This window comes from Streptomyces sindenensis (assembly GCF_014649035.1).
Taxonomy (GTDB): Bacteria; Actinomycetota; Actinomycetes; order Streptomycetales; family Streptomycetaceae; genus Streptomyces; species Streptomyces sindenensis.
Map to the genome: position 1 here is coordinate 279550 of NZ_BMSG01000002.1, position 20853 is coordinate 300402.

The 20853-nt window shown below is 70.0% G+C and carries 20 protein-coding genes and 1 tRNA gene; 11 read left to right on the forward strand and 10 right to left on the reverse strand.

Translation table 11 applies throughout. The annotated features are described in order from the left end of the window. Nucleotides 1–7: 7 nt before the first annotated feature. Nucleotides 8–1345, forward strand: a complete 1338-nt coding sequence (locus IE145_RS04530) for a hypothetical protein (protein ID WP_189518995.1) — start codon at nucleotides 8–10, stop codon at nucleotides 1343–1345. Nucleotides 1346–1348: 3 nt separating this feature from the next. On the opposite strand, the gene IE145_RS04535 is transcribed toward IE145_RS04530, so the two are convergent. Together IE145_RS04535 and IE145_RS04540 are read right to left on the reverse strand one after the other, a co-directional pair. Further along, a complete protein-coding gene (locus tag IE145_RS04535; protein ID WP_189518997.1) occupies nucleotides 1349–2740 on the reverse strand; it encodes a serine/threonine protein kinase in 1392 nt (463 codons plus the stop codon). A 119-nt stretch (nucleotides 2741–2859) separates the two neighbouring features. Beyond that, entirely contained in the window at nucleotides 2860–3408 is a 549-nt protein-coding gene (locus tag IE145_RS04540; RefSeq protein ID WP_069735713.1) for a helix-turn-helix domain-containing protein, read from the reverse strand. A 135-nt stretch (nucleotides 3409–3543) separates the two neighbouring features. Between IE145_RS04540 and IE145_RS04545 the strand changes: the two genes are divergently transcribed. Continuing rightward, a tRNA-Ala gene (locus IE145_RS04545) sits at nucleotides 3544–3616 on the forward strand. A gap of 116 nt (nucleotides 3617–3732) precedes the next feature. Further along, on the forward strand, nucleotides 3733–4317 hold the full coding sequence (locus IE145_RS04550; protein ID WP_010071383.1) for a TerD family protein: 585 nt from the start codon (nucleotides 3733–3735) through the stop codon (nucleotides 4315–4317). A 117-nt stretch (nucleotides 4318–4434) separates the two neighbouring features. Here the strand turns inward: IE145_RS04550 and IE145_RS04555 are convergent, their stop codons facing one another. Next, nucleotides 4435–5172, reverse strand: a complete 738-nt coding sequence (locus tag IE145_RS04555; protein WP_189518999.1) for a DUF5324 family protein — start codon at nucleotides 5170–5172, stop codon at nucleotides 4435–4437. 283 nt (nucleotides 5173–5455) lie between these two features. Between IE145_RS04555 and IE145_RS04560 the strand changes: the two genes are divergently transcribed. Then, nucleotides 5456–5983, forward strand: a complete 528-nt coding sequence (locus IE145_RS04560) for a peptidylprolyl isomerase (RefSeq protein WP_189519001.1) — start codon at nucleotides 5456–5458, stop codon at nucleotides 5981–5983. A gap of 194 nt (nucleotides 5984–6177) precedes the next feature. After that, complete coding sequence (locus IE145_RS04565) at nucleotides 6178–7080, forward strand: rhomboid family intramembrane serine protease (RefSeq protein WP_189519009.1); 903 nt, start codon at nucleotides 6178–6180, stop codon at nucleotides 7078–7080. Nucleotides 7081–7427: 347 nt separating this feature from the next. On the opposite strand, the gene crgA is transcribed toward IE145_RS04565, so the two are convergent. After that, a complete protein-coding gene (gene crgA, locus IE145_RS04570) occupies nucleotides 7428–7682 on the reverse strand; it encodes a cell division protein CrgA (protein WP_003967902.1) in 255 nt (84 codons plus the stop codon). Nucleotides 7683–7833: 151 nt separating this feature from the next. Between crgA and IE145_RS04575 the strand changes: the two genes are divergently transcribed. The 6 genes from IE145_RS04575 (at nucleotide 7834) to IE145_RS04600 (ending at nucleotide 12460) form a co-directional block, all read left to right on the forward strand. After that, entirely contained in the window at nucleotides 7834–8601 is a 768-nt protein-coding gene (locus IE145_RS04575; protein ID WP_189519011.1) for a DUF881 domain-containing protein, read from the forward strand. Nucleotides 8602–8643: 42 nt separating this feature from the next. Beyond that, complete coding sequence (locus IE145_RS04580; protein WP_189519013.1) at nucleotides 8644–9351, forward strand: class E sortase; 708 nt, start codon at nucleotides 8644–8646, stop codon at nucleotides 9349–9351. A gap of 89 nt (nucleotides 9352–9440) precedes the next feature. After that, nucleotides 9441–9629, forward strand: a complete 189-nt coding sequence (locus IE145_RS04585; protein ID WP_189519015.1) for a hypothetical protein — start codon at nucleotides 9441–9443, stop codon at nucleotides 9627–9629. Beyond that, nucleotides 9626–10264, forward strand: a complete 639-nt coding sequence (locus IE145_RS04590; protein WP_189519017.1) for an aminodeoxychorismate/anthranilate synthase component II — start codon at nucleotides 9626–9628, stop codon at nucleotides 10262–10264. Before IE145_RS04585 ends, IE145_RS04590 begins: the two co-directional genes overlap by 4 nt. Further along, entirely contained in the window at nucleotides 10261–11694 is a 1434-nt protein-coding gene (locus IE145_RS04595; protein ID WP_189519019.1) for a class E sortase, read from the forward strand. Before IE145_RS04590 ends, IE145_RS04595 begins: the two co-directional genes overlap by 4 nt. Before the next feature lie 25 nt (nucleotides 11695–11719). Beyond that, nucleotides 11720–12460, forward strand: a complete 741-nt coding sequence (locus IE145_RS04600) for a class E sortase (protein WP_189519021.1) — start codon at nucleotides 11720–11722, stop codon at nucleotides 12458–12460. A 95-nt stretch (nucleotides 12461–12555) separates the two neighbouring features. Here IE145_RS04600 and pknB read toward each other — a convergent pair whose 3' ends face one another. The 6 genes from pknB to IE145_RS04630 all read right to left on the reverse strand — a co-directional run bounded on the left by pknB (nucleotide 12556) and on the right by IE145_RS04630 (nucleotide 20592). Then, nucleotides 12556–14532: a Stk1 family PASTA domain-containing Ser/Thr kinase gene (pknB, locus tag IE145_RS04605; protein ID WP_189519023.1), complete on the reverse strand. Its 1977-nt coding sequence runs from the start codon at nucleotides 14530–14532 to the stop codon at nucleotides 12556–12558. Nucleotides 14533–14703: 171 nt separating this feature from the next. Further along, a complete protein-coding gene (locus IE145_RS04610; RefSeq protein ID WP_189519024.1) occupies nucleotides 14704–16161 on the reverse strand; it encodes a peptidoglycan D,D-transpeptidase FtsI family protein in 1458 nt (485 codons plus the stop codon). Further along, nucleotides 16158–17558 carry an FtsW/RodA/SpoVE family cell cycle protein gene (locus tag IE145_RS04615; protein WP_189519026.1) on the reverse strand — a complete coding sequence of 467 codons (1401 nt, stop codon included), beginning with the start codon at nucleotides 17556–17558 and terminating at the stop codon, nucleotides 16158–16160. The genes IE145_RS04610 and IE145_RS04615 overlap by 4 nt, the downstream gene beginning before the upstream one ends. 21 nt (nucleotides 17559–17579) lie before the next feature. Continuing rightward, on the reverse strand, nucleotides 17580–19079 hold the full coding sequence (locus IE145_RS04620; RefSeq protein WP_189519287.1) for a PP2C family protein-serine/threonine phosphatase: 1500 nt from the start codon (nucleotides 19077–19079) through the stop codon (nucleotides 17580–17582). 129 nt (nucleotides 19080–19208) lie between these two features. Then, complete coding sequence (locus tag IE145_RS04625; protein WP_189519028.1) at nucleotides 19209–19727, reverse strand: FHA domain-containing protein FhaB/FipA; 519 nt, start codon at nucleotides 19725–19727, stop codon at nucleotides 19209–19211. Between the two features lie 10 nt (nucleotides 19728–19737). Beyond that, nucleotides 19738–20592 carry an FHA domain-containing protein gene (locus tag IE145_RS04630; protein ID WP_189519030.1) on the reverse strand — a complete coding sequence of 285 codons (855 nt, stop codon included), beginning with the start codon at nucleotides 20590–20592 and terminating at the stop codon, nucleotides 19738–19740. Between the last annotated feature and the right edge of the window lie 261 nt (nucleotides 20593–20853).

The window sequence follows — 20853 nt, forward strand, 5'->3', positions numbered from 1 at the left end:
GAAGCGCGTGAACAGGCAGCGCAACAGGGGCCGGGTGATGGCCGCGGCACTCGCGGCGATGTGCGCGGCGGCGGTCCTGCCGGGGCAGGCCCACGCGGCGGGCCCCGGGGTGTACGCGTTCGACCCCGACGCGAAGAACGTGCAGGGCGCGGTGACCAACGTCGAGGCGTCCACGCTGGACGAGGGCGTTTCGTACCGCAGCCTGATCGAGCCCGGCGAGAAGCTCTACTACCGGGTCACGCTGGACGACGTCTCCGCCGCCTATGTCTCGGCGGTCGCGGTGCCCGGCGACAGCGGCGCGGTCGCCTACGGCGACGGCATCAGCATCAGCCTCCGGGAGACCGACAACACCCAGTGCGACACGGGGCGGGCGAGCTTCGGCTCGGGCGCGTACGCCCGTCCCATCACCGCGTACGCCTCCCGGACCGTCAAGGAGGGCGGCAGCACCTGCCAGGAGGGCGGTCCGTACGACGTTCTCGTCGAGCGGGAGAGCAAGGCGGACTCCAGCCAGGAGGCCTGGGGCCTGGAGCTGCGCTTCCTTGAGGAGCCGAAGCTCAAGAGCGGTACGTCCATGCCGACCGAGGCCCCGGAGAGCTGGCCCTCGGCCTCGGCGAAGCCGCTGACCGGGAAGCAGCAGAAGCGGTCCGGCGGGTCCGGGTTCTCCGAGGCCACCAGCCTGGAGAACGGCCGCTGGCAGGACACGGTCGCCCCGGGGCAGACCCGCTTCTACCGGGTGCCGGTGGACTGGGGCCAGCAGATCCACGCCACCGCGGGGCTCTCCAACAGCACGAGCGGCGGCACGGACTTCGTGGGCAGCGCGCTCACCCTGGCGCTGGCCAACCCCGCTCAGGGGCCGGTCTCCGACGCCACGCTCTCCTACTCCGGAGGCCCCGCGTCCGCGTCCCTGCGGCCGCTGCCGCCGGTGGCCTACCGCAACCGGTTCGACTCCTCGTCCCAGGTCAGCGCCATGCGCTTCGCGGGCTGGTACTACCTGTCGGTCTCCCTCAGCCCGAAGCTGAAGGACTCCTACGGCGCCGAGCCGATCCCGTTCGAGCTGTCGGTCCAGGTGAAGAACCAGCCCGAGGAATCCCCGTACGAGGGTGACGCCGGGGTCTTCGGCGTCACCGACCAGGACCGGGAAGTGGCCCGGAAGGGGCAGAACGCCGAGCAGGCCGCGAAGAGCGGCCCGATGACCGTGGTCGCGGCGGCCGGGATCGGCACGGGGTCGGTGCTGGTGCTCGGTCTGGGCGTCTGGACCCTGCTGGCCCGCCGCCGCGCGTCGGCCGCTCCGGCCGCCGGTCATCCGGCCGGCGGGGGCCACCAGCCTCCGCCGCAGGGCTGGTAGCCGTCAGATCTGGGTGAGGGCCCAGATCCCGACCGCGAAGCAGATCAGCGCCACCACCAGCACCGGGACCGCCACCTTCGGGGGCGGTCCCGGGCGCGTTCGCCGTACGGGCGGGTGGGGCGCCGCGTGCTGCACCGGAGGGGCCGGCACCGGCGGGTGCTGCTGGTGCTGGGCGGTGTAGGGGCGGGTGGCGGAGGGATCGTGCGGTACGCCGGAGGTCGGCGCCTGGGAGGGGTCCGGCGCGCCGGCGGCGTACGCGGGCGGCCCGTCGGCGGCGAAGGGTGCGGCCGGCGGCTGCTGGAACCCCGGCTGCGGGTAGGGCTGTTGGTGCGCGGCCGCGGGCTGCTGCGCGGCCGCGGGCTGCTGCGGGGCCACGGGCTGCTGCGCGGCCACGGGCGGGGGCGCGAGGTGGAAGCTGCCCGTCTCCGACATCGACACGGGGGGCGGGGAGGCGTCCTGCTGAGCCGCTCCGGCCACCGGACCCGGTGCGGGCGCCGAGGGCTGCTGCGGGGCGGTGACGGGCCCGTCGGGGCCGAATCCCTCGGGCAGCGGCCCGATCTGATCGAAGACCTCCACCGGCTCGTCGTCCGGGCCGGGTTCGGGCAGCATCTCGACGGCCGCGGTCAGGGCCTTGCGCGCGCCTGTCGCGGTACGGAAGCGGGCGTGCGGGTCGGGCTGGAGCAGACCGGCGAGAACCTGCCACAGCGGCTCGGGAATGCCCTCGGGGGCGCCCGGGGTGCCGTGCGTGGCGAAGTGCTCCACCAGCGCCTGGGAGTCCGGCTTCCGGCCCTGGAGGAGGTAGAGCGCGACCAGGCCGACCGCGAACAGGTCCGCGGGGAAGTCGGGTTCGGCGCCCATCATCTGCTCGGGGGCGAAGTAACCGGGCGTACCGACCACGTAGTTGGTCTCGGTCAGCCGGGGTTCGCCCTTGCGCATCGAGATGCCGAAGTCGGACAGGCGCAGATGCGGCCGGCCCGTACCGGTCGCCTCCATCAGGATGTTGGCAGGCTTGATGTCGCGGTGCACGACCCCTTCGGCGTGCACCGTGGAGAGTCCGGAGAGCAGCTGGTCCAGCAGCAGGCAGACGAAGCGCGGGGGCAACGGGCCGTAGTCGCCGATGACATGGGCGAGCGAGCCGCCGCTCACCAGGTCCATGGTGAACAGGACCTTGTCGTCGTCGGCGGCCCAGCTGGCCGGGGCCAGCACGTGCGGGTGCTCGATGCGCAGCGCCTGCTCGCGGACGAAGCGCAGCAGCGTGTGCGCGTCGCTCTGTTGGAGCACCTTGGCCGCGACGTACCTGCGGCGCCGGTGGTCCCAGGCCCGCCAGACGGCGCCGACCCCACCCCGCCCGATCGGATCGATCAGCTCGTACCGACCGGCGAAAACCTCACCCATTGCGCTGCGCCCGCTCCCCGTTCCCGTTGTCTCCGCGGCTTCGAGGGGACCAGGGGCCCCGGCTGTGTGCGAGGCCCCGGTCCGCCGTCGTGCGGCTGTGCCGTCGTGCTCCCGACCGGCTAGCTCTGGTGTCCTTCGTAGTGCGCGACCGCGTCCGCGGTGCGGCCCGCTCCGTACACCCGGAGGAACTCTGCCAGCTCCGGGTGGGTCGGGGCGAGGGCGTCGGCGGCATCGATGATGTCGCCGGCCGCCGCGACCGACCGCAGCAGCGACTGGATCTCGCGCACCACGCGGCGGACGGTGGGAGCGCCGCCGGTGGAGGTGGTCTGGCCGGTGCCGGTCAGGACGGACCCGCCCTGCGACTTTTTGATCTCCTCCATCCGGTCGGTGGCTTCGCCCGCGCTGACGCTGCCGTCCGCGACCTGGCCCGACAGCTCCTGGAGCGCCTGCACGCGCTGGACCACCGCGGGGTTCCCGATCTTGGCCCGCTGGCCGCTCATCAGCTGCGACAGCATGGGGGCGGAGAGCCCGAGAACAGCGGCCAGCCGGGCCTGGTTCAGGCCGAGATCATCGATCAGCCGACGGAAGAGCGCCCCCAACGGCTCTCCGTACCAACTGCGTTGAAGCTCTCTGGCTCTTGCCGTCGCCTCTTGTTGCGCTGCGTCCATGGCGTCTCCCCATCGCTGCGGCTTCGCTGCTGCGAACCTTGCGAGCATCTTACGGAGCGTGGTCGTTCCCGGGGAGTCCCTATCCTTTTGGAAGAACCCGGGGGGTACCCGGTACTCTGGTCCCGACGGTGACCCGGGGCCTTAGCTCAGTTGGTAGAGCGCTGCCTTTGCAAGGCAGATGTCAGGAGTTCGAATCTCCTAGGCTCCACTTGATTGAACCCCTCCAACCTGCGGAAACGTGGTTGGAGGGGTTCTTTTGCGTTCCTTCTCCGCTGCACCAGGCACACTTCATACATAAACAGTCGAGCCACAAAGGACTCAGGCATGATCACGTTGACGAAGGAAGACGGCCCGGCGGACCTGGGCGGGGTGACTCACCTGTCCATCGGGGCGTCCTGGGACCCGACCGTCGGGAGCAGCGGCGGTCTGATGGGGAAGATCCGGCAGAAGGCCGGTACGGACCTCGACCTGATCGCCATCGCGCTGCAGGGCGGCGACCCGGTGCGGCTGGCCGGACTGGACTCCCTGGACCCGCTGGGCAACGGCTCGCTGGTGCATAGCGGGGACAACCAGACCGGGCACGGTGACGGCGACGACGAGACGGTGACCGTCGAGTTCGCCAGGATTCCTTCGAACATCACGTCGATCGTCTTCATCGCGGCCGCCTACAAGAAGCGCAGCTCGTTCAGCAACGCGCGCAACATCAGCTTCAAGGTGTACGACGCGACGGGCGGCAGCTCGCAGCAGGTCGCCGACATCTGGCCGAGCATGCTCACCCAGGACAACGGCGTCGCCGTCGCCAAGGCGATCCGTGAGGGCGCGGGCTGGAAGCTTCAGGTGATCAACGAGACCGGGAAGATCAAGCAGGGTGACGAGCACGCCCTGATGCGCTTCGCCGTCAGCCGGTAGGCGTCCCCGGCGTCCCTCCGTACGCGTCGGTGGGCACACGCGAGCGCGGCCGCGGAAACCGCTCAGGCGGTCTCCGCGGCCGCGCTCTTTCCGTCGCTCTGCCGTTCTGCCGGCCTGTCAGGGCCGGTCGTCGAGGCCCGGGGTGTCCCCCTTGCCGGCCTCGGACTCGGCCTCGGCCTCGGCCTCGGCCTGCTTGGCCTCGACCTCCGGGTCGAGGCCGGCGCGCGGGCTGCCGTCGACCGAGCTGAGCGGCGAGCGCTCGTCGCCCACCTCGGTGGCGACGGGCGGCTCGACCAGCCAGTCCGGGTTGGCCTGCTTGTCCCACCAGCGCCAGGCTGCATAGGCGCCGCCCGCCAGGACGCCCAGCACCAGGAACCCCTTCGCGGCCCGGCCGGCCTTGGCCCGCCGCTGGTGCTTCCGGGCCAGCTTCTGGATTTCCTTGGCCGTCACCTGGGTACGCAGCGCCGCCAGGGCGGCCGCGCTGCGGGCGGACGCCTGCTCGGCGACCGGCATGGTCACCGCCCGGGCGTGCTCGACGCGGGGTGCGGTGTAGTCGGCGGCGCTCCGCGCGGCCTTCCGGGTGGAGACCGCGGCGCGCTGCGCGGCCTCGTCGACCCGCGGCGGCACGTGCGTACGGGCCTGCTCGATGCGCGGTGCGAGGTGGGACGCGTACTGGACACGGGCCTGCTTGGCCGCCTTCGTCACCTTGGGTGCGAGGCGTACGCGCGCCTCGTGCGCGTAGTGGGCCGCCTGCTCCTTGGCCATGTCGGCGTAGGGCGCCACCACTTCCGCGGCGTGCTGCGCGCTGTCCTTCGCCGAGTCGGTTGCGGCGCGCACGCTGTCGATGCGGGTCACGAGATCCTCCTCCTTGGTGGCGGGTAGGTACTCCGCCTGTCCGCCCAGTCCAAAATCATGCCTGTTGGGTCCATGCCCGGCACGCGGGACGGGCATCCGGGTCATGATCGTCATTTGCGGTCAAAACGGTCCATGTGAAGTGTGCCGACGACAATGCCATGGTTCGGCGGTGAACGCGCCGGTTCGCCGGGCATCCGGCCGTACGTTTCCCGGTCCGTGGGAGGATCGCCGGACGTCAGCGAAGGATTTGACGGCAGGCGAGGGAAGAAGAGGAAGGCAGATCGTGGCCGAGCAGCTTTACGCCACCTTGAAGACCAACCGGGGCGACATCGAGATCCGGCTGCTGCCGTTCCACGCGCCCAAGACGGTGAAGAACTTCGTCGAACTGGCCACGGGGCAGCGTGAGTGGGTCAACCCGGAGACCGGCGAGACCACCAGGGACCCGCTGTACGACGGCACCGTCTTCCACCGCGTGATCAGCGGTTTCATGATTCAGGGCGGCGATCCGCTGGGCAACGGCACCGGCGGCCCGGGCTACCAGTTCGCCGACGAGTTCCACCCGGAGCTGGCCTTCACCAAGCCGTATCTGCTGGCCATGGCGAACGCGGGGCCGGGCACCAACGGCTCGCAGTTCTTCCTGACTGTCTCGCCGACCGCGTGGCTGACCAACAAGCACACCATCTTCGGCGAGGTCGCCAATGACGCGGGCCGCAAGGTGGTCGACGCCATCGCGGCCACTCCGACCAATCCGCGCACCGACCGCCCGCTCCAGGACGTGGTGATCGAGTCCGTGGTCGTCGAGACCCGCTGACGTCGCGCACACCGGGCCCCGGGGGAAGCCCCGCGCACCTGGCCCCGGGGGAAGCCCCGCGCACCTGTGGGTCCCCCGCGGGGAACCAACCGCCCTGCCCGTCCGTAGTGATACATAGCGGACGAGCGGGGCGGCCCTGTCCGTGCCGCCGCCCGAGCGACCAGGGACGAGGACCGAGAGGCAGGCCAGGACCGATGGACCAGCAGCCGCCGGGAGACCGTGCCGCCGCGGGAAGCGGTGTGCCGACGCCGACCTGCTACCGCCATCCCGACCGCGAGACCGGCATCAGCTGTACGCGCTGCGAGCGGCCGGTCTGCCCCGAGTGCATGGTCAGCGCCTCGGTCGGCTTCCAGTGCCCCGACTGCGTACGCCAGGGTTCGGGCACCGGGCACCACCCGGCGGCCAGTCGGCCGCGGACGCTGGCGGGCGGCACGGTGGCCGCCGATCCGCGCCTGGTCACCAAGATCCTGCTCGGCATCAATCTGGCCGTCTTCCTCCTGGTCACCGTCCGCCCCGGGCTGGTGGGCGATCTGACGCTGCTCGGCCGGGCCTGGGACCCGAGCCCGCCGCCGGGATCGATCGAAGGCGTCGCCGAGGGCCAGTGGTACCGCCTGGTGACCTCGATGTTCCTCCACCAGGAACTGATGCACATCGGGTTCAACATGCTCGGTCTCTGGTGGCTCGGCGGACAGCTGGAGGCGGCGCTCGGCCGCTCCCGCTATCTCGCGCTCTATCTGCTGTCCGGGTTCGCCGGGAGCGCGCTGACCTATCTGATCGCCGCGCAGAACCAGCCCTCGCTGGGTGCCTCCGGCGCGGTCTACGGCCTCTTCGGCGCGACCGCCGTCCTGATGCGGCGGATGAACTACGACATGCGCCCGGTGCTCGTGCTGCTGGCGCTCAACCTGGTCTTCACCTTCACCTGGGGCGGTATCGCCTGGGAGGCGCACGTCGGCGGTCTGATCGCGGGCGTCGCCATCGCCGTCGGCATGGTCCACGCCCCGCGTGAGCGGCGTACGGCGGTGCAGGCCGGCACGTGTGCGCTCGTCCTGCTGGCGTCCCTCGGGATCATCGTCGCCCGGACGATCGCGCTCGCCTGAGCGGATTTGTCGGCGAGAGGGGGCTCTCCACCCCCAGGCTGACCGAAGTTGTCCACAGTGTGCGCGGATTCTTGTGTATGGCAAGAGGAACAGGTGTGCCCATCGTCGCTGAGCTGGGCCTTTCCGCCCGGACAACGCCGTGCAGCCCCCCTCGGCGAGGGAGGCTGCAGTCACACCGGCGTCAACTTGAGTGGAGGTTATCCACAGATCGTCTGACCTTTTCCCCCGACTGTGGATAACGCTGTGGGTAACTCAGGGCAAGGCTTGCGCGGAAGGGTGTCGACCAGATACGGAGACGGGCACGGAGCCCGTACCCGGCCCGGGGGCGACGGAGCGGAAGGGGTCCGCTACTTCCACTGGGTCGACACGGCGAAGCCGCCGGCGATGAAGCCGAAGCCGACCACGATGTTCCAGTTGCCCAGGGCGTCGACCGGCAGATCGCCTTCGGTCACGTAGAACACCACGATCCAGGCCAGCCCGATGAGGAACAGGGCCAGCATCACCGGAGCGACCCAGCTGCGGTTGGTCAGCTTGATGGCCGTTGCCTGCTTCGCCGGGGGCGGCGTGAAGTCGGCCTTCTTGCGGATACGTGACTTCGGCACGAGGGACTCTCCTGTCGATGCGCTGCGTGACCGCGCAGGGATCTGTGGCGGGCGCCGGGGGCGGGTGCCAGGGGATGCCAGGGGGAATGCTGCCTCCCCCGAGCGTCCGTTAGCGTAGTGCTTCCCTGGCGCCTGATGAGATAAGGGTACGTTGAGCAATTCTGCCGACTCCCCCGAAGGCCCGGCCCGGCGCACCTCCGTGTGGGCGGTCCGGGGGCTCACCGCTGCGGTTTTCGCCCTGGCCGGACTCATCTTCGTCACCAGCGCCAACACGGCCAAGGGCACCAATCTGCGCAGCGACTCCTCGCTCCTCAAGCTCTCCGACCTGATCAGGGAGCGCAGCGAGAAGAACGCCGAGCTGAACGACTCGGCCGCTTCCCTGCGCGCGGAGATCGATGCCCTCGCCCAGCGCGACGACGGTTCCACCCGGGCCGAGGACGCCCGGCTGAAGGCCCTGGAGAAGGCGGCCGGCACGACGAAGATCACCGGCGACTCCGTCAGCGTGACCCTCAACGACGCCCCTCCCGACGCCACCGCCAACCCCGGCTACCCCGAGCCCCAGCCCAACGACCTGGTCATCCACCAGCAGGACCTGCAGGCCGTGGTGAACGCGCTGTGGCAGGGCGGGGCGCGCGGAATCCAGGTGATGGACCAGCGGCTGATCTCCACCAGCGCGGTCCGCTGCGTCGGCAACACCCTGATCCTCCAGGGCCGCGTCTACTCCCCGCCGTACAAGGTCACCGCGGTCGGCGACCCCGGAAAGCTCAAGCAGGCGCTCAACAGGTCCACCGCGATCCAGAACTACCTGCTCTACGTGAAGGCGTACGGGCTGGGCTGGAAAGTCGACGAGGACGAGGCGGTGACTCTTCCCGGGTACTCGGGCACAGTGGATCTGCACTACGCACAGCCTGTGGAGTGAGCCCTGGCCGAGCGCCAGCTGAGCCCCGGGGAGGCCGGTCCGGTGTCGGTGCGAAGCGTCGTCAGGACCTTCAGCGAACTGTGCGTCACCGTGGGCGCGCTGATCATCCTCTTCGTCGTCTACTTCCTGTTCTGGACGGGTGTGAAGGCGGCCGACGCGGCCGAGGGTGAGATCGACACCCTCCGGCGCGAGTGGGCACGCGAACCCGTGGCGGCGGCCCCGCCGCCCCCTTCTCCTGCCTCTTCCGCTTCCGCGGAGCCCCCCGCCCCTGCCCCGTACCGCGACGGAAAGCCCTTCGCGACGATGCGCATCCCCCGCCTCGGCTCCGGCTGGGAGTGGCCCGTCCTGGAGAACACCGAGGTCAGCACCTTGCAGAAGGGGCTCGGGCACTACAGCGGAACCGCCCGCCCCGGCGACACGGGCAACTTCGCGGTGGCCGGGCACCGGCGGACGTACGGCGACCCCTTCAAGGACTTCCCGAAACTGCGCCCCGGGGACGCCGTCGTCGTCAACGACGGCACGACCTGGTTCACGTACCGCATCGCGAAGAGGCCCCACCGGACCGTGCCCACCGACACCGCCGTCGTCGCCCCGGTGCCCCGCGGCTCCGGCTTCGAGGGCGCCGGCCGCTATCTGACCCTCACCACGTGCGAACCGGAATGGGGCAGCAGCCACCGGCTGGTCGCCTGGGCCCATCTGGACGCGACGCGGCCGGTGAGCGAGGGCGAGCCGCCGGAGCTCGCCGGCTGACCCGCGCCCGGCTCATGGTTTTCCACAGGGGCCCCACGCTTTGGTCGCGGCCCTCTAGTCTGGTGCGGAGACCGAATGGAGGGGGCAGCATGTACGGCTGGATCTGGCGGCATCTGCCGGGCAACGCATGGGTGCGGAGCATCATCGCGCTCGTGCTGGTCCTGGCGGTCGTCTACGCACTGTTCCAGTACGTGTTCCCGTGGGCGGAGCCGCTGCTCCCGTTCGGTGATGTGACCGTCGACGGCGCGAGCGCCGGTGGAGCAGGAGTCGGACAGTGAGCGCACGCATCCTCGTCGTTGACAACTACGACAGCTTCGTCTTCAACCTCGTCCAGTATCTGTACCAGCTCGGAGCCGAATGCGAGGTACTGCGCAACGACGAGGTGACCCCCGCCCACGCCCAGGACGGCTTCGACGGCGTCCTGCTCTCGCCGGGCCCCGGTACGCCCGAGCAGGCGGGCGTCTGCGTCGAGATGGTGCGCCACTGCGCGGACACCGGCGTTCCGGTCTTCGGCGTCTGCCTGGGGATGCAGTCGATGGCGGTGGCGTACGGCGGTGTCGTCGACCGGGCCCCCGAGCTGCTGCACGGCAAGACCTCCCCCGTGACCCACGAGGGCAAGGGCGTCTTCGCCGGGCTGCCGTCCCCCTTCACCGCGACGCGGTACCACTCGCTCGCCGCCGAACCCGTTGAGCTGCCCCCCGAGCTGGAGGTCACCGCCCGCACGGCGGACGGCATCATCATGGGGCTGCGCCACCGCGACCGGGCGGTGGAGGGCGTGCAGTTCCACCCCGAGTCGGTGCTCACCGAACACGGTCACCTGATGCTCGCCAACTGGCTGGAGCAGTGCGGAGACCAGGGGGCCGTCGCGCGCTCGGCGGGGCTCGCGCCGGTGGTGGGCAAGGCCGTCGCGTGACCGCAGGCCGCCCCGGGCACGCCGCCGGACCGGAAGGCCCCGACGCGTACGGGGCGTACGGGACCGACGGCGCGTTCGTGGCGGCGGTGGACGGCCTCGCTGATCCGCTGAGCGATCCGCTGCCCGGCGGGCACGCGTCGCCCTGGTCCTGGTCGGAGAACATCCCGGCGGCGGACCCCCCGGCGCCGCACGCGGTGCGGTCCGCGGCGCCATCCCCGTACGAGACCGGGTACGCGGCACACCAAGGGCTTCACCAGGCGCCCCCTCAGGGGCCTCAGCAGCCCCAGGGAGTCCCGGACGAGTGGTACGACCCCGCCGGGTACCAACGCGACTGGTACGGGCCTCAGGAGCCGCCTGCGGGCATGGCCGCGGTGGCTCCGGCCGACCCGGTGGCCCCCGTGGCCCCGGCCGACCCGGTGGCTCCCGTGGCCCCGGTCGGCCCGGTGGCTCCTGTGGCTCCTCTGGCTCCGCCCGGTGAGCCGGCTCGGATTCCGGCCCCGGTCCCGGACACACCGGACCTCCGCGCCGAACCGCGTACCGAAGTCATGGCCCGCATACCGGCGGAGCCGGAGTCCGAGCCTCAGCCGGAGCCCGATCCCACGCCGTCTCCCGCCCCCGCCCCTGGCGGGCGGGCCGAGCGGCGGCGGGCGGCCAAGGGGCGCGGGCGGCGGCGCCCGGCTCCCACAGCGGAACAGGCCGCTCCGGCCGCCGCCCCGATGTCCCGGGTGGAGGCCCGGCGCGCGGCGCGGGCCGCCAAGGACAGCCCGGCGGTCATCGCCAGCCGGGCGGTCGGCGAGGTCTTCATCACGCTGGGCGTCCTGATGCTGCTGTTCGTCACCTACCAGCTGTGGTGGACCAACATCCGGGCCGACCGGATCGCCGGCAAGGAGACGAGCCGGATCCAGGACGCGTGGGCCAACGGGGACCGGAAACCAGGGGTGTTCGCGCCCGGCGAGGGCTTCGCGATCATGCACATCCCCAAGCTGGACGTCGTCGCCCCGATCGCCGAGGGCATCGACAAGGAGAAGGTCCTCGACCGGGGGATGATCGGCCACTACGGCGAGGGCAAGCTCAAGACGGCGATGCCCTCCGACAAGCAGGGCAACTTCTCCGTGGCCGGTCACCGCAACACCCACGGCGAGCCGTTCCGTTACATCAACAAGCTCAAGCCCGGCGACCCGATCGTGGTCGAGACCCGGGACGCGTACTACACGTACGAGATGGCCAGCATCCTTCCGCAGACCTCGCCGTCGAACATCTCGGTGATCGAGCCGATCCCGGTCGGTTCCGGGTTCACGAAGCCGGGCAGGTACCTCACGCTGACGACGTGTACGCCGGAGTTCACGAGTACCTACCGGCTGATCGTCTGGGGCAAGATGGTCGACGAACGGCCACGCAGCGAGGGAAAGCCCGACGCGCTCGTCGGCTGAACATCCTCACGACAGGGACGGTGCGGTGGCAGCGAGGACCGAGCACGACGAGCGGACCGACACGTCCGCGTCGCCGCCCCCGGCACGCCGCCGCGTCCGCCACCCCGTGGCAACGGCCGTCAGCGTCTTCGGCGAACTGCTCATCACCGCGGGCCTGGTGCTCGCGCTGTTCGTCGTCTACTCCCTGTGGTGGACCAACGTGCTCGCCGACCGTGAGGCCGACCGGCAGGGCGACACCGTACGCGACAAGTGGGCGGACGCCGGGCCCGGTGCCCTGGACACCAAGGACGGCATCGGCTTCCTGCACGTGCCCGCCATGAAGAACGGCGAGGTGCTGGTCAAGAAGGGCACCGACCCCAAGACCCTCAACAACGGCATCGCCGGCTACTACACCGATCCCGTCGAGTCGGCCCTCCCCTGGGACGACGAGGGCAACTTCACGCTGGCCGCGCACCGCGACGGGCACGGCGCGAAGTTCCACAACATCCACAAGCTGAAGAACGGCGATCCGGTCGTCTTCGAGACCAAGGACACCTGGTACGTCTACAAGGTCTACAAGACGCTCCCCGAGACCTCGAAGTTCAACGTCGACGTCATCCAGCCGGTCCCGGAGGAGTCGGGCGTCAAGAAGCCCGGCCGCTACATCACGCTGACGACCTGCACCCCGGTCTACACCTCGAAGTACCGGTACATCGTGTGGGGCGAGCTGGAGCGCACGGAGAAGGTCGACAAGGACCGCACGAAGCCGGTGGAACTGCTGGGCTGAGCCCTCGCCCGCAGGCCCCCGCACACCGGAAGGGCCCCGGTCACCATCGTGGTGACCGGGGCCCTCCGTCGTACGTCGCGGGGCGCGCGAGGGGCTCAGCCGCCCGGGCCTCCGAAGAGGCCGCCCCCGCCGTTCTCGATGGTCACCAGCATGACGGTGCTGCCCTTGTCCGCCTCGGTGTTCGGCCCCGGGTTACTGGTGATCACCTTGGAGTTCGGCTTGTCGACCGAACCCGGGGCGAGCTGGACCACGAAGCCGAGCCCTTCGAGCCGGCCCTTCGCGTCCTGGTATGACATGCCCGCGATGTCACCGGGGATCTGGACCTTCTCCGGCTCGGCCGGCCCCTTGGAGACCTTCAGGACGATCTGCACGTCCTTGGCCTGGTTGCTCGGGCCCGCCGGGGTCTGCTCGATCACCTCTCCGGCCGGCTTGTCCGAGTCCACGTCGGTCCGCGAGACGTTGGTGAACCCGAGCTGGTTGAGCTGGTCGACGGCGGCGTCGTACTGCCGGGCGCGCACGTCGGGCATCGGGTCGGTCGTCTGCTTGGCGATGGTGATGGTGACCTCGGACTCCTCGTCGGCCTTCTGGCCGCCCTTGGGGTTCTGCTTGATCACCGTCCCCTCGGCCGCCTCGGACTCCGCCGTGGTGACGTTGACCGAGAAGCCCTTGTTCTCCAGCACCTCGCGGGCGCCGTCCTCGGACTTCTCCAGGACGTTGGGGACCTCGACCTTCGGCGCTCCGGAGGAGACGACGACCGTGACGGTGCCGTCCTTGTCCATCATCGCGTCGGCCTTCGGGTCCTGGGAGCAGATCTGGCCCTTCTCCTGCTCCTCGCACGGCTCTTCGGCGCCCTTTTGCACAGTGACGCCGGATCTGGACGCGAGCGTCTGCGCTTCCTCGAGCGTGGAGCCCACCAGGTTCGGGGCCTTGACCTCGTCGGCACCCCCGTTGTCGGAGAAGATCACCCGGCCGATCAGGATCGCGCCGATGAGCACCAGGATGCCCGCGACGACCAACAGGATCGTCGAGGTGTTGCTCTTCTTCTGCCGGCCCCGGCGGCCCTGGCGGTCGTCGTAGCCGTAGCCGCCGTCGTCCGGGTTGACCGGCGGCAGCATCGAGGTCTGCGCGTTGTTCGGATCGGCCGGGCGCAGGGCGGTGGTGGGCTGGTCGGGGTTGTAGCCGTCGTAGCCCCCGTACCCGGCCGCGCCCATCGCCGCCGTGGCCGCGACCGGCTGGCCGTCGAGGCAGGCCTCGATGTCGGCGCGCATCTCGTCGGCGGACTGGTAGCGGTAGTCCGGGTCCTTGGTGAGCGCCTTCAGCACGATCGCGTCCATCTCGGGCGTGATCTCGGGGTCGAAGTTGCTCGGCGGCTGCGGCTCCTCGCGGACGTGCTGGTAGGCCACCGCGACGGGCGAGTCCCCGACGAACGGGGGCCGCACGGCGAGCAGCTCGTAGAGAAGGCAGCCGGTGGAGTACAGGTCGGAGCGGGCGTCGACCTGCTCACCCTTGGCCTGCTCCGGGGAGAGGTACTGGGCGGTGCCGATGACCGCGGCGGTCTGCGTCATCGTCATCCCGGAGTCGCCCATGGCGCGGGCGATGCCGAAGTCCATGACCTTGACCTGGCCGGTGCGCGTCAGCATGACGTTCGCCGGCTTGATGTCGCGGTGGACGATCTGGGCGCGGTGCGAGTACTCCAGGGCCTGGAGGATCCCGACCGTCATCTCCAGCGTGCGCTCGGGGAGCAGTCTGCGGCCGGAGTGCAGCAGTTCCCGCAGGGTCGACCCGTCGACGTACTCCATCACGATGTACGGGATGGAGACCCCGTCGACGTAGTCCTCGCCGGTGTCGTACACGGCGACGATCGCGGGGTGGTTGAGCGAGGCGGCCGACTGGGCCTCTCGGCGGAACCGGGCCTGGAACGACGGGTCACGGGCCAGATCGGCCCGGAGCGTCTTCACAGCTACGGTGCGGCCGAGCCGGGTGTCGTGGGCGAGGTAGACCTCGGCCATGCCACCACGGCCGAGCACCGAGCCCAGCTCGTACCGGCCGCCGAGGCGACGCGGCTCTTCCATAACTGTTCCAGCCCTCTCCGTCAGTCCCGACCGCACCCGTGTGTGGTCCGCGGCGGTGCGCTGTTCGCGCATACGCTACCGGGCACGGGTGACGTGATCAGCCCGCACCCGTCAGCCGATATCCGACCGGTATGCGATGTCCGGTATGACGGGCGACGGCCGTGACAGGTCTCACTTCTTGCTGTCGATGACCGCCTTCATCACATCGCGTGCGATGGGGGCGGCCAGGCCGCCACCGGAGATGTCGTCCCGGTTGGCGTTGCCGTCCTCGACCACGACGGCGACGGCGACCGGGGAGCCGTTGTCGGTCTTCGCGTACGAGATGAACCAGGCGTACGGCTTCTCGCTGTTGTTCAGACCGTGCTGGGCGGTACCGGTCTTGCCGCCCACTGTGACGCCGGGGATCTGCGCGTTGGTTCCCGTGCCGTCCTTGACGACGGTCTCCATCATCTGCTGGAGCTTCTGCGCGTTCTCCCCGGAGACCGCGCGGCCCAGCTCCTCGGGCTCGTGGGTGTAGACCGGGTCCAGGTTGGGCGCCTGGCGCTCGGCGACCATGTACGGCTGCATCAGCTTGCCGTCGTTGGCGATCGCGGACGCCACCATGGCCATCTGGAGCGGGGTGGCCCGGTTCGACGCCTGACCGATGCCGGCCATCGCGTTCTGCGGCCTGTTGTCCTCGGGGTAGATGCTCGCGTCGGCGCGGACGGGCGTGAAGACTTCCTCGTTGAAGCCGAACTTGTCCGTCTGCTCGATCATCTTCTCGTTGCCGAGGTCGTCGCTGATCTTCCCGAAGACGGTGTTGCACGACCAGCGCAGGGCCTCCCGCAGCGAGGCGTCCTTGCAGGGGATGGTGCCTTCGTTCTTGAGCTCGGTGGTGGACTGCGGCAGCGTCCAGGGCAGCGGCGACTCCGTCTTGGCGTCGATGTCGTCGTACAGCCCGTTCTCCAGGGCGGCGGCGGCGGTGACGACCTTGAAGGTGGAGCCCGGGGGGTAGGTCTCGCGCAATGCCCGGTTGAGCATCGGCTTGTCCTTGTCCTTCAGGAGCTTCTGCCGGTTGTCCGAGTCCTTCATGGAGTTTCCGGCGAAGACCGAGGGGTCGTAGGACGGGGTGCTCGCGAGGGCGAGGATGGCGCCGCTCTTGGGGTCGAGGGCGACCACCGCGCCCTTCTTGTCGCCGAGCCCGTTGAAGGCGGCATTCTGGGCGTCGCCGTTCAGCGTGGTGACGATGTTGCCGCCGCGCTTCTTCTCGCCGGTGAACATCGACAGCGTCCGGTCGAAGAACAGCTGGTCGTCGTTGCCGGTGAGGATGCCGTCTTCCAGGTTCTCCAGCTGCGAGGAGTCGAAGGCCTGGGACGAATAGCCGGTCACCGGGGCCCACAGGGGGCCGTTCTTCCAGACCCGCTTGTACTTGAAGTCGCTGTCCTCGGTCTCCGCGGAGCCGGTGATCGCCTTGCCGTCGACGATGATGTCGCCGCGTTCGTGGGCGTACCGCTCGATCTCGACGCGGCGGTTGTACTTGTGGCTGGTCAGTTCGTCGGCACGGACGTACTGGAGCCAGTTGTCCCGGATGAGGAGTGCGAGGACGAGGATCCCGCAGAAGATGGCGATCCGACGCAGCGGCTTGTTCACGGTCGGACCACCTGGGTCATTTCGGCGTCGGGCGACGGTGAGGGGGACGGAGCCGGGCGGCGGGCGGTGTCGCTGATCCTGATCAGAATGGCGATCAGCGCCCAGTTGGCGAGCACGGAGGAACCGCCCGCGGCCAGGAACGGCATCGTCATACCGGTGAGCGGGATGAGGCCCATCACACCGCCGGCGACGACGAACACCTGGATGGCGAACGACCCGGAGAGACCGATCGCGAGCAGCTTGCCGAACGGGTCACGGGCCGCCAGAGCGGTGCGTACGCCCCGCTCGACGATCAGGCCGTAGATGAGGAGCACGGCCATCATCCCGGCGAGCCCGAGCTCCTCGCCGACCGTGGCCAGGATGAAGTCGGAGTTGGCCGCGAAGCCGATCAGGTCGGAGTTGCCCTGCCCGAGCCCGGTCCCGAGCGTGCCTCCGGAGCCGAAGGCCATCAGGGACTTCGCCATCTGCTCGCTCGCGGCGACCTTGCCCCAGCCCGCGAACGGGTCGAGCCAGGCGGTCACGCGCTGCTGGACGTGCGGTTCGAACGTGGCGACGCTGACCGCGCCGACCGCCGACATCAGCAGACCGAAGACGATCCAGCTGGTGCGCTCGGTCGCCACGTAGAGCATGACGACGAACATGCCGAAGAAGAGCAGCGAGGTGCCGAGGTCGGTCTCGAAGACGAGGATCAGGATCGACATCGCCCAGATGGCGAGGATCGGGCCGAGGTCCCGTCCGCGGGGCAGGTACAGGCCCATGAAGCGGCGGCTGGCCAGGGCCAGCGCGTCCCGCTTGACCATCAGGTAACCCGAGAAGAAAACGGCGATGATGATCTTGGCGAACTCGCCGGGCTGAAGCGTTCCGAAACCCGGGATCTTGATCCAGATCTTGGCGCCGTTCACGGCGGGGAAGAACATCGGCAGGATCAGCAGGAACAGCGCCACGACCATGGAGATGTACGTGTAGCGCTGCAGGATGCGGTGGTCCTTCAGGATGGCCAGGACCGCGACCAGCGTGGCCACTCCGATGGCGGAGAACAGCAGTTGCTTCGAGGCGGCCGGGGCGAAACTGGTCAGTGCCTGGAAGCGTTCCGACTGGTCCAGGCGCCAGATCAGCGCCAGGCCCAGGCCGTTGAGCAGGGTCGCCAGCGGCAGCAGCAGCGGATCGGCGTACTTGGCGAACCTGCGCACCACGAGGTGCGCGACCCCGCCGAGCAGGGCGAGCCCCGCTCCGTAGCCGAGCATCCCGGAGGGCAGTTCGCCGTTGAGGGCGAGGCCCACGTTGGCGTAGGCGAACACCGAGATGGCGACGGCGAAGACGACGAGTACCAGCTCGGTGTTGCGGCGGCTCGGTGCGTCGATCGCGCCGATGGTGGTCGTGTTGGTGACAACGCTCATGGTGCTGAGGCCCCCTACGGCTTACTGCTTACCGCACTGCGGGACCAGCTTCTTCTCTTCCTCCGAGAGGCTGGGGCCGGGAGTGGGAGCGGTGGTCTGCTTGGTCCCCTTGGCGGGGGACGTGGCGGAAGTCCTGGTGGCGGGGGCTCCGGCGGTGCCGCCGGCCTCGCCCTCGCCCGTACGGGCCCTGGTCTCGGCCTCGGCCGCACGGCGCTGCGCGTCCTTCTTGCAGGCGGAGGCCTGGGCGGCCAGCTCGGCGATCTTCTCGCGGGCGTCCTCGATGTTGCCCTCGGCGATCGTCGACTCGACCTGCTTGCGCTGGTACGGCGGCAGGTACTTGAGCTCGATCTCGGGGTGGTTCTTCTCGACCTTCGAGAGCGAGACCCAGGCGAGGTCCTGGCTGATGCCCTGGAAGAGCGCGACGTTCTCGTCCTTCGCGCCGACGTAGTACTGCGTCTGCGTCCAGCGGTAGCCGCCGTAGAGACCGCCGCCGATCACGGCCAGCGCCAGCACGATGTAGACGGAACGCTTCAGCCATTTACGGCCGCCGCGCGGTTTGACGAAGTCGTCGTCCGTATAGGAGTCGTAGGAGCCGTCCGGCATGCCGTCGTAGCCGGTGTCGCCGCTGCCGGGCGGGCCGAAGCCGCCGGAGGGCGGGGGCACGGGGCGGCCGAGGCCCGCCGCGCGTCCGGCCGGCGTCTGCATGGCCCCGCCGTCGCCCAGCTGGGCCTGGTTCTCCGCGACCGCGCCGACGACAACCGGTGTGTCGTTGAGCTGCCCGGCCAGGGTGTCGTTGTTGTCGACGTCCAGGACGTCGGCGACGATGCAGGTGATGTTGTCGGGGCCGCCGCCGCGCAGGGCGAGCTGGATCAGCTCCTGGATGGTCTCCTGCGGGCCCTGGTAGCTGGCGAGGGTCTCCTCCATCGTCTGGTGCGAGACCACGCCGGAGAGGCCGTCCGAGCAGATCAGATAGCGGTCGCCGGCCCGGACCTCGCGGATGGAGAGGTCCGGCTCGACGTGGTCGCCGCTGCCCAGCGCCCGCATCAGCAGGGAGCGCTGCGGGTGGGTGGTGGCCTCTTCCTCGGTGATCCGGCCCTCGTCGACCAGGCGCTGCACCCAGGTGTGGTCCTGGGTGATCTGCGTCAGGACGCCGTCGCGCAGCAGATACGCGCGGGAGTCCCCGACGTGCACCAGGCCGAGGCGCTGACCGGTCCAGAGCAGGGCGGTGAGCGTGGTGCCCATGCCCTCCAGCTGGGGGTCCTCCTCGACCATGACACGCAGTTGGTCGTTGGCCTGCTGCACGGCTGAGCCGAGCGAGGTCAGGAGATCGGATCCCGGTACGTCGTCGTCGAGCGGGACGAGCGTGGAGATCACCTCGGAGCTGGCGACCTCACCGGCCGCCTGGCCGCCCATGCCGTCGGCGATGGCGAGGAGCCGGGGACCGGCGTAGCCGGAGTCCTCGTTGCCCTCCCGGATCATGCCCTTGTGCGACCCGGCGGCGAAGCGCAGCGACAGACTCATGCGCACCTCGCCCGTCGGCTCGGGGTACAGCCTGTCTCGAGCCACACTGCCCACCCTCCGGTCGGGAACCGGGCAGCGTCCACCGTCGGGACCGCCGCGGCTCGCTCGCTCCGCTCGCTCATTGTCGTACTACTTCCGCAGCTCGATGACGGTCTTGCCGATACGGATCGGCGCGCCCAGCGGAACTGGTGTCGGGGTGGTGAGCCGGGTCCGCTCCAGATACGTGCCGTTGGTGGACCCGAGATCCTCGACGATCCACTGGCCGTCACGGTCCGGGTAGATCCTGGCATGCCTGCTGGACGCGTAGTCGTCGTCCAGCACGATCGTTGAATCGTGGGCCCGGCCCAGGGTGATGGTCTGGCCCTGGAGCGCGACCGTGGTGCCCGTGAGCGTGCCTTCGGACACGACCAGCTTGGTGGGCGCACCGCGGCGCTGCCGCCCGGACTGCTGACGCTGCTGGGGCGGCGCCGCTGGTTGTTGTTGGCGGCCCTGCTGGGGGCGCGTGTCGGCGGCAGTGCGGCGTGAGCCGCGCTGCGTGACGCGCGTTCCGAACAGGTCGCTGCGGATGACCTGCACGGCCACGATGACGAACAGCCACAGAACGGCCAGGAAACCTAGCCGCATGACCGTCAGGGTCAGCTCTGACATTGCCCCCGCTTCACCCTTCGGCTTGCCGGTAAACGATGGTGGTGCTGCCCACGACGATCCGCGAGCCGTCGCGGAGCGTAGCGCGGGTGGTGTGCTGCCCGTCCACCACGATGCCGTTGGTGGACCCGAGATCCTGGATCGTCGAGGGCGTTCCGGTCCGGATCTCACAGTGCCGGCGCGATACGCCGGGGTCGTCGATCCGCACGTCGGCGTCGGTGGATCGTCCCATCACCAACGTCGGGCGGGAAATCTGATGGCGGGTGCCGTTGATCTCGATCCAGCGCCGTGTCCGGGCGTCCGGCATGGCACCGGGCGCGGCCGGCGGGCGCCGGTCGCTCGTGGGGGCCGAGGGCCGTCCGGCGCCGGGCGGCGGGGCCGCGGGCATCGGCGGAGCGGCGCTCGGGGGGTAGCCGTAGCCGCCGGGGGCCTGCGGGGCGCCGGGACGCCCGGCCGGGGGCTGGTGGTGGGCCGACGGGTCCTGCTGCGACGTACTCGACGCCAGCGTGCGGCTGCGGACCCGGTAGAGCCCGGTGTCGAGGTCGTCGGCCTTCTCCAGGTGGACCTTGATCGGGCCCATGAACGTGTAGCGCTGCTGCTTGGCGTAGTCGCGCACCAGGCCGGAGAGCTCGTCGCCCAGCTGGCCCGAGTACGGGCTGAGCCGCTCGTAGTCGGGGGTGGAGAGCTCGACGATGAAGTCGTTGGGGACGACGGTCCGCTCGCGGTTCCAGATCGTCGCGTTGTTGTCGCACTCGCGCTGGAGGGCGCCGGCGATCTCGACGGGCTGCACCTCGGACTTGAAGACCTTGGCGAAGGTGCCGTTGACCAGCCCCTCGAGGCGCTGCTCGAAACGCTTCATCACCCCCATGGGGCACCTCCTCCGTTGTCATCGTCCCTGTACTGCTTACTGATCGTATCCACGCGTCGGGAAATCGGCTGGTTCCCCTTGTCCGGCCTGTGGATGAGTGTCACCCCTCACACGGATCGTAGAGGTGGCCTCCTCACAGTGTCCCGCACCCGGGACGCACTCAGGAGGAGTGGGGGGCGATGGTTCGGGGTTCCCGCTTCCCCTCCCGGAGCCGACGAAACAACGGATGTGAATCCACCCTGTCCAGCGTGCTAATCTTCC